The sequence below is a fragment of the Floricoccus penangensis genome (genome assembly GCF_001832885.1).
GTDB classification, from domain to species: domain Bacteria; phylum Bacillota; class Bacilli; order Lactobacillales; family Streptococcaceae; genus Floricoccus; species Floricoccus penangensis.
This window is the reverse complement of sequence record NZ_MKIQ01000005.1, coordinates 39620-51354: the sequence shown is the minus strand read 5'-3', so window position 1 is coordinate 51354 and position 11735 is coordinate 39620. Positions and strand designations below refer to the sequence as shown.

Sequence of the window (11735 nt, the reverse complement as noted above, 5' to 3'; positions counted from 1 at the left end):
GATGAGTCACTACGCCTTGCTCCGCTGTCGATTATACTTGAATAAACAAGCTTATTAATATAAATCTCAACGATGTATTAATCTATTTTTAAGTGACTATAAATCTTATTGAGGAGTGATGTTATGATAGAACCAGATTTTGATTACTCACTGGAACAACAAAGCGATATAGCATTTATTGATATGAAGTCTTTTTATGCAAGTGTTGAATGTGTTGATTTAGGACTCAATCCACTGAGAGCTTCTCTATGTGTAATGAGTCATGCTGGAAATTCAGCTGGTCTAATATTGGCTAGTTCTCCCACTTTTAAACAAATATTTGGTAATCTAAATGTTAGCAGAAGTCGCGAATTACCATTTCATTTACATAATCGAAAATTTAATTACAGTAAGTATTATAAAAGCTGTGAACGAGATTGGAATGGAAAAGCTCTACCTCCAACTGAAGATTACATTCAGCATATCGAAGCTTGGGCAAAACAAACTCATATTGTGCCGCCGAGAATGAACCGTTATATAGCAGTAAACATGGAAATTCAGCATTTAATAGAGCGTTTCGCTCCTCGAGATGAGATATTTTGGTATTCAATTGATGAAGGATTTGTTGATTTAACGGGTTCTCTAAATTACTTTTATCCCAATCCAAAGCTTTCAAGGAGAGAAAAATTAGACTTAGTTTCTCGTGATATCCAAGAATTAATAGTCAAAGAAACAGGTATTTATTCGACTGTGGGAATGTCAAATTGTAATCCTATGCTAGCTAAGGTAGCTTTAGACCATTATGCTAAATATAATAAAGCAATGAGGGCTTCAATCAATTATGAAGATGTTCCTGAAAAACTTTGGACGATTGAAGATATTACAGAATTTTGGGGTATTAATCGTAGAACTAAAAAACGATTGGAGAAACTTGGAATTCATACAATATATGACTTAGCTCACACAGATCCGAAAATTTTAAAAGATGAATTTGGTGTAATAGGTGTTCAACTTTTTTTTCATGCAAATGGAATTGATGAAAGTAATGTTAAGAAACCATACCATACTAAATCAAGAGTAATCGGCAATTCTCAAACTTTACCGCGTGATTACCATGATAAGGATGAAATAGAGATAGTTATTAAGGAAATGGCGGAACAAGTTGGAGTTAGGCTTCGACGTGATAAGAAAAAAACAACTTGTATTTTTTTATATGTAGGTTTTGCCATGACTGAAAATAGAAAATCAATCCATAGCCAAGTTAAGATTGAGCCAACTAACCGTACTGATCTTCTAATAGAACATATAATTAGTTCATTTAGAAGTAAATATAAGGGTGGAGCAGTTAGAAGGGTTGGAGTAAGTTACTCAGGCTTAACTGATGAATCATATTCTTTAGTTTCTCTTTTTGATGATTATGAAATTGAAGAAAAAAAAGATAAACTTCAAGAAAGTATAGATCTAATTAGAGATAAGTATGGTTATATTTCAGTACAAAAAGCTACAGCCTTATCCAAAGGATCAAGAGTAATTGAACGTACTAAATTAGTTGGAGGACACTCAGGAGGTGGAGCGGGAGGATTAGATGGCTTGAGTAAAGATGAAAAATGGTAGATAGATCATATAGTAAATTTCCAGAGATACGCGATTATCAAGACAGAGGTATGAAAAAATGGATGGGCTTCTATTTATCAGAACATGGGAGTGCTATGAAACGTGATGCCATAATAGCTAGACAAGAAAAAGTTGATAAAATAGATCTTGAAGAAAAGATACAACTACTTAACCAAGCATATTTGAACAAACTCACTATTGAACTTGTTCTTTCAGTAGATGAAATTATTAGTAGAATTCAAGGAACTGTAGTCGAATTTACATCAACAGACTTTGTATTTTTTAAGGTAGATGAAGTAAGAAAAATAGATATAAAAAATATTTTATCAGTTAAATATCAAGGCGGGGAAGCGACATAGCTTTACCACCTTGATTTTTTCATGTATTATCAAAATATTTTAATTTTGTATAATAGGAGATTAAAGTAATCAAAATTTAATAAATAATATAATATTCAGCAGTTATCCTTAATAAATAAGCTTTTAATGTTACTGGTAAAAAATTAAATAAAAATTTTATAATTTATTTTATAAGAATTCAATGTTTATTTGAGTTCTTTTTATATTCATTTTGTGAAAACGCTTGCGTGATTTGTATTGAATATATATAATATTAAGGAATTGTTTATAGACAATTATATTAAACTTATAAAAAACTATATTTAATAAAGAAAGGAGACAGTCAGGAGAGCCCATCACTTTGTGTTTACGAAAAGGAGTAATAAAAATGTTTCGGAAAAAAGTTAGTAAGAATGTAATTTTTGTTTTCATTATGTCCTTCTTCTTCTTTTTTAGTCCTGTAGTTAATGCTCAAAATAATGAGTTACAGGCAGGAAGAGTCGATGAGGGGGTAATGTTACATGCATGGAATTGGTCATTTAAAAATATAACTAATAACATGGAAAATATTCACAATGCTGGATATACAACAATTCAAACATCACCTATAAATGCTGTTTTTGAAGGAGGCGATAATAGCAAAAATGGGGATTTGATGCACATATCAAATTGGTATTACTTATATCAACCAACTTCTTATAAAATTGGTAATCAATATCTAGGTAGCGAAGAAGATTTTAAAGAAATGTGTGCCAAAGCTAAAGAATACGGAATTAAGGTTATTGTAGATGCAGTTCTGAATCATACCACTGCAACCGAAAGCGCTATAGATCCAGAAATTAAAAAAATTTCTAACTGGACTCATGGAAATAGGAGTATTGATAATTGGAATGATCGCTATCAAGTAACTCAATTGGCATTGCTTGGACTTTGGGATTTTAACACTCAAAATTCAGAAGTTCAAAAATATCTAAAAGATTTTGTTAATCGAGTAATGGCAGATGGTGCTTCAGGTTTTAGATATGATGCAGCCAAACATATTGAATTACCATCAGATCAAGGATATGGTAGCAATTTTTGGCCGAATATAACTGATAACGGATCGGAATTCCAGTATGGAGAAGTTTTACAAGATAGTATATCTCGTGATACTGAATATGCTAAATATATGGGTGTAACAGCATCTCATTACGGAGATGGTATATTAAATGCTTTAAAAAATAAGACTGTTTATGTAGATGATGTCTCTCCTTATCACAATGGAGTTAAACCAAATAGACTAGTAACATGGGTGGAATCTCATGATATGTATGCTAATGGAGAAGACAAGGCCGACGGAGATGTTGACTATGCCCATTCAGTTTGGATGAGTGATGAGGACATAAAAATAGGTTGGTCTGTTGTCGCGTCACGTGCACAAAGTGTCCCTTTATTCTTTTCACGTCCAGTTGGAGGTGGGAAAGGAGTTCGTTTCCCTAACCAAAGTAAAATGGGAGATGCAGGAAGTGACCTCTATAAAGACAAGACAATTTCTGAAATCAATAAATTCCATAACCTAATGGTCGGTAAAAGTGAATTGCTAGTTAATCCAAACAATGATCACAATGTGCTTATCACTTATCGTGGAAATAGTGGAGCGGTAGTAACAAATATTTCTAGTCAAGCACAGACAATTAACACTGAATCAAGACTTAATGATGGTGAATATATTGATAAAATTAGTGGTAAGAAAATTTCTGTTGTTAATGGAAGATTTAGGACTACTATACCAGCTAGGACAGTGTTGATAGTATATGACGAAAAGTCTCTTTCTGATAATACTGAAAAAGAAGAGATAAAATTTGTTAAACCTGATAATTGGGGTCAAGATATCTATGCTTATATTTATGATAAAGAAGCAGATAGTGTTGTTGGACCTTGGCCTGGTCTTAAGATGACTAAAGAAAACACAACTAATCTTTATAGTGTTGAACTCGATAGCAAACTAATTAATAACAACTTATTGGTTATTTTTTCTGATGGTAAACAGCAAAGTCCTGCAAAAGACGGTTTCAAGTTTATCTCAGGTAAAACTTACGATGTTTCTGGAATTGTAAATACTCCAGAGGAAGTCAAAAAGGAAAATATAAAGTTTATTAAACCAGATAGCTGGAGTCAAGATATCTATGCTTATATTTATGACAAAGAACGCGATACAAGTGTGGTAGGTAAGTGGCCTGGACTAAAGATGACCAAAGAAGATGGAGAAAATCTTTATGGTGTAGATCTCGATAGTAAACTTATAAATGACAATCTATTAGTTATTTTCTCTGATGGTAAAGTTCAAAGCCCCGCAAAAGATGGATTCAAGTTCGTTCCGGGCAAAACTTATAACATAGATGGAGAAGTTGAAGAAAAGAAAACAGATAATTCTATTTTGTATCAAGAAATTGAATCATTTAATAATATAAATTCCGAACAATATACAAGTCAAAGCTATGAAAATTTGGCTCAGATTATTGAAGAAGCAAAAAAAATCTATTTAGATGATAAGGCGAGTCAAGAAACTATAGATTCTACGGTCTCTAAAATTAAGGATGCAAAAAATGCTTTAGAGAAGAAAGTTAATAAAGAAATACTAGGAAAATCTGTTTATACTGGGAAGTCAATAGATTCTACAAAATATACTGAAAAATCATTTGCTGATTTAAAAAGTGTATTAGATGAGGCAGAGGAAGTTTTAAATAATCCCAAAGCAAGTCAAGAAGAAGTTGATTTGATAAATACGAAATTGAATAAATCAATAGAAAGCTTACAAATCAAAGAAATTTCGATTGATAAAAAGGCTCTTAAAAATTCACTAGATGCGGCAAAAATAATTGAAGGAGCTAATTATACCGACGAATCTTATAATCAACTTCAAAGCGAAATTGCAAATGCTGAAAAAATATTTAATAGTTCTTCAGCAACTCAGGAGGAGGTTAATCAGTCAGTAATTGATTTAAATAAAAAAATATCAGATTTAAAATCAAAACCTACCCCCATTGAAGTAAATAAAGAAGTTTTGAAGAAAATATTAGAGGTGGCGAATGCTGTTAACCAGGCAGACTATACTGAAGAGTCACTGAATACTCTTGATTTGAGTAAGAAGAGAGCTGAAACTATTTTAAACGACAGTCAAGCAACTCAAGTACAAGTAGATGATACTGCTTTGGAATTGGGAAATGCCATATTAGCATTAGAAAAGAAACAGACGGAAGTACCAGAGGCAAATAAAAATATACTTAGGAAATTGCTAGAGAAGGCACAGTCAACAGATAATTCTAAGTATACTGATGAATCTCTTAAAACTCTTCAAGAAGTAATATCTAAGGCGAAAGAAATAGATGGTAATAAGTTGGCTAATCAAGAAGAAGTAGACAATACTACTTTGGAATTAACTGAAGCATTATTAAATCTTGTAGAAAAGAAAAAAGTAAATAAAGACATCCTTAGCCAATTAATAGAATCATCTAAAGTAATTAATCCTGATTCATATACGGATGAGAGCTACAAGCTATTTGAAGAGTCATTAAGAAATGCTCAAGAAATTGAAAAAAATGTAAACTCAACTCAAACAGAAGTTGATCAGGCAGTAATTAATTTAAATAAAGCTATCACCGCTTTAGAAATTAAAAAAATCGAAGTTCCAAAAGTAAATAAGGAAGTATTAGATAAGACTGTAAAATCTAGTCAATCAATTAATACAGATTTATATACAAAAGAATCAGTGGACAATCTTTTGAAAGCAATCGAAGATGCTAAAAAACTTCAGACTGATAGTGCTGTAAGTCAGTCGCAAGTTGATGATGCAGTAATTAAACTTAATGATGCTATGGCTTCACTAAAGACAAAACCGATTGTTCCTCCTCTACCGAAGACTGACAAAAAAGTTTTGAATAAAAGTATTGAAGCTGCCCAATCAGTTAAAAAAGATATCTATAGCAAAAAAACTTATGATGCTTTACAAAAAGTATTAGAAAATGCAAAGAAAGTTCAAATAAATGAACAAGCAAGCCAAGTTGAAATAGATAAGGCCACCTCTGATTTAAATCGTGCCTTATCGGAGTTGAGGTTGAACCCATGCTCATTCCCATCGTATAAGCATAATAAAACTGTTTTGAATAGGAGTGTTGAAGCGGGATTACTTATTAATAAAGCCAATTATACTAAGTCATCTTATGATACTTTAGAAAAGGCGATTATCGCTGGAAAAAGAATTCAATCTAACAATTGGGTAAATCAAGAACAAATTAATAGAGCCACTATTGCTATCAATAAAGCAATTGCAGACTTACAGTTGAAGTAGTTTTATAGAGTTTTTATAGTAACTTAATGCTTTATTAAACATTTATAAAACCAGGTGGATAGATACAAAGAAATATCTAATTATGTTAACAATAATCTAAGATAGGAGAAATCCTATCTTTTTGTATATAAAAAAAGCCACATTGTGTGGCTTCAACTTGTAAATTGATCACTATTTTAAGGTACCAATTTTTTTTAATGGCCAAATTCTAAATACAGCTTTACCCATAATATCTTCTTTTTCAAAAGTTCCAACCTCTCGACTATCTTTTGAAATAACTCGATTGTCTCCGAGAAGTAAATATTGATTTTCAGGGACGACTATTTTGAATGTTGGACTATTATTCGAATCTACAGTGAAGGCAGGGACTTCAGCAGCTTTTTCTTGGAAAAATTGATCATAAGAATATGTTTCCTTAAGTCTATCTTTCTTAAATTCCTTCTTATATTCATCAAGATAAGGCTCTTCATGAGTTTTACCATTGATTGTAAGGGTATCATTATTGAATTCAACAGTATCCCCTGGAAGACCAATAACTCTTTTAATTATTTTTTTATTTTCTCCGTCTTCAGTTTCGTTGGCGACAACTATATCAGAATAATTGAGATTTTTACTGTTGATCATAATTAGTCTTTGTCCGTCAGCTAAATTAGGATCCATTGAATGCCCTTTAACATCAACTGGTGCCCAAACAAATATGCGTGTTAGAATGAACAACAAGCAGATAACTATAAATAATCCCCATTCACGAATAAACTTCATATATATTTTTTACCTTCCTAGTACCTATTTTATTCCAGCAAGCTTTTTAGCTTTCTCAGTATTTTTAAAATGTAACTTTGCAGTAGTCTCAAGTCCGGTCATACCTTTTGTTTTAAGTATAGAAGCGGCTACTTTATCACTTTTACTTCCAGCACCACTTGGTAAACTGAATCCAATTTCTTTAGATAAATTACTCAAATTTTCAAGAAATAGATTACGTGCTATGATTGAGCTTACAGCAACAGCCAAGAATTGACTCTCTGCCTTTTGAATTAATGTCACCTCATTTTGAGGATGATTGCGTTCCTTAGAAACATATTTTTGATAATTAGCTGGACTAGTAAATGCATCAATGATAACTTGCTCAATCTTATCATTTGAATCTAACTTTTGCTCAAGCAAAAAGATGACTTGATTATGTAGTGCGACTTTAATGCTAACAGCATTGTAGTCTGTTCCAATAACTTCATTGTATTTTGTAGGATTAACAAGTAAAGATACGTGCTTGATTTTTTTCTCAAGAATAGGTGCTATCTGACGAATCTTGGCATCATTTAAGTTCTTTGAGTCATCAACTCCTAAGTCCTTAAGAAATTCAATATCCTGACTAGACACATATGATGCTACAACAGCGAGGCCACCAAAATAACTACCGTTTCCAACTTCATCAGTTCCTATAGTATTTTCCTGCTTACCGGAAATTTTTGTGTCTTCTTTAGAGTGACCAAATTCACTAGCAGCACTCTCAGATTTTTCTCCTTGAAACATTACTTTACCTGAATTGTAAACAGTGATAACTAGTCCCGGTGCTTTAACCATAAATTTAACATATGGACTTTTGGCAGGTACAAAATAACTTTTATACTTATTTTCTATTTTTTTAATTTCTTGCATATTTAATTCTAATACAATATTCATAGCACAATTTTACCATAAAAAAGAAGAAAAGTTTTAAAAAAGGGAGTTTTAGGGTATAATATCAATAAAGTCTATGATATATTTAAGACATTTAAACTATAAGAAATGGGTGTAACATGCTTTCTATTATAATTTTATTATTACTTTCTTGGGCCTTTTATGTAGGATACTCAAGGGGATTAGCGCTCCAAATTTTCTACAGTGTCGGAATGGTTGTAGCAGTCGTTTTTGCTACTACTAATTATGAAACTTTAGCAGCAAAAATTTCAATGTGGATACCATTTGCTAATGCGACACCACAAAGCAAATTACAATTTTATAACCAAAATATAATTTTTCAACTAGATAAGACATTTTATTCAGGTGTAGCTTTTCTACTAATTGTAGTAGCTGTTTACTTGGTATTTAGATTTGTAGGTATCTTTTTAGGATTCTTGTCAAATATGCAACCATTTGGAAACATTGGTTCCCTAGCTTCTGGTTTATTAGCTGTGATGGTGACTTACTTTATCTTAGAAACGATTTTCACAGTCTTAGCTATGGTTCCGATAAATGCTATTCAAAATAGACTATATGGAAGTGGAATAATTAGATTTATGGTACTTGATTCGCCATTCTATGCAAAATTTTTGATGAAAACTTTATTTGAAAACGTGATACATCTAAATCCTATTAAATAAAGAGTTTGGTTTATTTATAAGAATGTAATGATTGATAGCCTTCAGGCAATAAGAAAATCTATCAATTAGGCAGAGTGGAATAACTCATTGGTTGATAAAATCACGATTGAGTTCCACTCTTTTTTAGATATTAAGGAAAAATAATGAACGAAAAAATATTAAACACCTTAGAATTTGATAAGGTAAAGGAACAGTTTGTGTCCTTCTTGAGAACGGCACAAGGTATAAATGAGTTAAGGGAACTTTTACCAACTGATAAAAAAGAAAAAATTGAAGAACTATTCTTGGAACTTAAAGATTTTGGGAAAGTCGTCCAAGAAAATGGTAGTCTTGACCTAGGTGAAACAAGTGATTTAAGAGAAACTTTGAGACGACTTGAGCTTCAAGCTAATTTAAACGGACCTGAATTAGCAAAAATTAAACGTTTTATTCGGGTAATTGGAGAAGTAGAAGATTATTTTGAGAATACTCAAAATGTTGAATTTGAAAACCTTCAAAATTTAATTGATAAATTTGTAGACACACCAAAACTACAAGGTCTTTTACAAGTAGTTGACGATACTGGTCATATCCAAGATAATGCAAGTAATCGATTGTTTGAACTTCGAACTTCGATAAAAAAACTTGAATCAGATGTTCGCACAGTAATGCAAGAATCAATGGTTAATAATGCTTCATACTTAAGTGAAAACATTATTACAATTAGAAATGATCGTCAGGTATTGGCTGTTAAGGTTGAAAGCAGAAGTAAGGTACCAGGGATTGTCCATGATATGAGTGCAAGTGGTCAAACAATTTATATTGAACCAAGACAAGCTGTTTCGGTAAATAATAATTTAGCACAAAAGAAGGTTGAAGAACGTCATGAGGTTGAGAGGATTCTTGCCCTAGTATCTGATGAATTGCGTCCATATGTTGACGATATTAGACAAAATGCTTGGCTTTTAGGTCATTTAGACTTAATTAATGCAAAGTATGCATATCAACAAGAGCGTAAAGCCATTATTCCAGATTTATCAGATGACAAAAATATCATTTTGTATGGTGTACGCCACCCATTAATAGATGATAAAGTGTCTGTTGCAAACGATTTGAAATTTGATTCAAAAATAAATACTATTGTAATTACTGGACCAAATACCGGTGGGAAAACTATTAGTTTAAAGACTTTAGGACTTAGTCAATTAATGGCTCAATCTGGATTACCTATTCTTGCAGAAGATTTTTCTAGTGTAGGTATTTTTAGAGAAATATATGCTGATATTGGTGATGAACAGTCTATAGAACAAAGTCTTTCAACATTCTCAAGTCATATGACCAATATTGTCGACATATTAAATAATGTTGATAGCGAAAGTCTAGTGTTGCTTGATGAACTTGGGGCAGGAACTGACCCTAAAGAAGGTGCAGCACTTGCTATATCAATTCTAGATTTTTTACGTTTATCAAATACAAAAACAATGGCTACAACTCACTATCCAGAGCTTAAAGCTTACGGGGTAGAAAATCCTGGTGTGACAAATGCCAGTATGGAATTTGATATTGAGAACCTAAGACCGACCTATCGACTAATAATGGGTGTTCCGGGTCGTTCAAATGCCTTAGAAATTTCTAAGCGCTTGGGTCTCTTTGATAAAATTATTGAACGTGCAGAAGAGCTAACTTCAGACAATGACCATGATGTAAATCTGATGATAGCAAGTCTTGAGCAAAAAAATCACGAGTTGACTGACAGTGTTGCTAATATTAAGAAGTTGGAGCGCGAAAACGTTACTCTTCATAATGATTTAGAGAAGATGTACAAGGCATTTAATCGCGAACGTGAAGGGGAGCTGAACAAGGCACGTATTGAGGCACAAGATATCGTTAAAGTGGCTACTGAAGAAGCAGATACCATTCTTAAGAATTTGCATGAACAGTCTTTATTGAAGCCACATGAGGTTATTGATGCTAAAGCACAACTTGATAAATTGGCACCACAGACTGTTGACTTATCAAAGAATAAGGTACTCAAGAAAGCTAAGAAAGCACGTGGTCTTAAACCAGGAGCCGAAGTCATTGTTAGCGAATATGGACAAAAAGGTACTTTGGTTAAACTTGAAAAGGATGGCCGTTGGCAAGTGCAGATGGGATTAATTTCTACCAAACTTACTGAAGATGAATTTGAAGTTGTCAAAGATGAGGAAAAAACTCCTACTAAAAAAGTAAATATCGTCAAAAAGGCAGGTAACAAGACCCTAAAAAGTCAACTGGATCTTCGTGGTATGCGCTATGAAGAAGCACAACTCGAACTTGAAGAATATATTGATCAAGCCTTGTTGAATAATATGGGACAAATAACAATTGTTCACGGTATTGGAACCGGTGTTATAAGAGAGATGGTTCAGAATTATCTTAAACGTAATAAACAAGTTAAATCATTTGAATATGCACCACAAAATGCAGGTGGAAGTGGAGCAACCATTGCAACCTTAAAATAAACAACAATTCAATTCCAAGCATTTTTTTAATAAATTTAGTAGAATGAACATAGGTTAAGACCTATAAGATTAATATTAACGGAGGAATAGTAATATGGTATTAGAAGTTACTGATGCAAATTTCGTAGAAGAAACAAAAGAAGGTTTAGTAATTGTTGACTTTTGGGCAACTTGGTGTGGACCTTGCCGTATGCAAGCACCAATCCTAGATCAATTATCAGAAGAAATTGATGAAACAGTTCTTAAAATTGTAAAGATGGATGTTGATGAAAACCCAGAAACACCTTCAGAATTTGGTGTTATGAGCATTCCTACCCTATTATTTAAAAAAGATGGAGAAGCTGTTAAACAAGTAGCAGGTGTTCATACAAAAGATCAAATTTTATCTATTATTAAAGAAATTTCAGGTGAAAGCACTCTCTAATAGTATTTATTGGAAATCTTGCAAAAAAAAAAGAATTTTGGTAAACTATCAATGAAATGAGGTAGTTATGGCATATCAAGAACGAAACAAACCAAAAAGCTCTTTCCAAAAAATGGTTATAGCAGTTGCATGGGTAATGCTTATCCTAACAGTAATAGCTGCTTTAGGTGCTGCAATATCAGCATTTGTTTAGAACTCGCATAAAAGCGAGTT

Annotated in this window: 9 protein-coding genes; 7 read left to right on the top strand and 2 right to left on the bottom strand. The window is 32.4% G+C overall.

What is annotated here, in order from left to right; translation table 11 throughout:
• The first annotated feature begins 123 nt into the window (after window positions 1–123).
• From BG262_RS02520 to BG262_RS02510, 3 genes are all read left to right on the top strand, one after another.
• A complete protein-coding gene (locus tag BG262_RS02520) occupies window positions 124–1593 on the top strand; it encodes a Y-family DNA polymerase (RefSeq protein ID WP_070787328.1) in 1470 nt (489 codons plus the stop codon).
• Window positions 1587–1952 (top strand): hypothetical protein, encoded by a 366-nt coding sequence (locus BG262_RS02515; protein WP_070787327.1) that lies wholly within the window; start codon window positions 1587–1589, stop codon window positions 1950–1952. The genes BG262_RS02520 and BG262_RS02515 overlap by 7 nt, the downstream gene beginning before the upstream one ends.
• Window positions 1953–2319: 367 nt before the next feature.
• Entirely contained in the window at window positions 2320–6258 is a 3939-nt protein-coding gene (locus tag BG262_RS02510; protein WP_070787326.1) for a starch-binding protein, read from the top strand.
• A gap of 171 nt (window positions 6259–6429) precedes the next feature.
• On the opposite strand, the gene lepB is transcribed toward BG262_RS02510, so the two are convergent.
• Together lepB and rnhC are read right to left on the bottom strand one after the other, a co-directional pair.
• Window positions 6430–7020, bottom strand: a complete 591-nt coding sequence (gene lepB / locus BG262_RS02505) for a signal peptidase I (RefSeq protein ID WP_070787325.1) — start codon at window positions 7018–7020, stop codon at window positions 6430–6432.
• A 24-nt stretch (window positions 7021–7044) separates the two neighbouring features.
• Entirely contained in the window at window positions 7045–7938 is an 894-nt protein-coding gene (gene rnhC / locus BG262_RS02500) for a ribonuclease HIII (RefSeq protein WP_070787324.1), read from the bottom strand.
• 116 nt (window positions 7939–8054) lie between these two features.
• On the opposite strand from rnhC, the gene BG262_RS02495 reads away from it, so the two are divergent.
• The 4 genes from BG262_RS02495 to BG262_RS10335 all read left to right on the top strand — a co-directional run bounded on the left by BG262_RS02495 (window position 8055) and on the right by BG262_RS10335 (window position 11715).
• Window positions 8055–8618 carry a CvpA family protein gene (locus BG262_RS02495; RefSeq protein WP_070787323.1) on the top strand — a complete coding sequence of 188 codons (564 nt, stop codon included), beginning with the start codon at window positions 8055–8057 and terminating at the stop codon, window positions 8616–8618.
• 143 nt (window positions 8619–8761) lie between these two features.
• Window positions 8762–11098, top strand: a complete 2337-nt coding sequence (locus tag BG262_RS02490) for an endonuclease MutS2 (protein ID WP_070787322.1) — start codon at window positions 8762–8764, stop codon at window positions 11096–11098.
• A 94-nt stretch (window positions 11099–11192) separates the two neighbouring features.
• Window positions 11193–11522, top strand: a complete 330-nt coding sequence (gene trxA, locus BG262_RS02485) for a thioredoxin (protein ID WP_070787321.1) — start codon at window positions 11193–11195, stop codon at window positions 11520–11522.
• Between the two features lie 67 nt (window positions 11523–11589).
• A complete protein-coding gene (locus BG262_RS10335) occupies window positions 11590–11715 on the top strand; it encodes a DUF4044 domain-containing protein (RefSeq protein WP_083312874.1) in 126 nt (41 codons plus the stop codon).
• The last annotated feature ends 20 nt before the right edge of the window (window positions 11716–11735 follow it).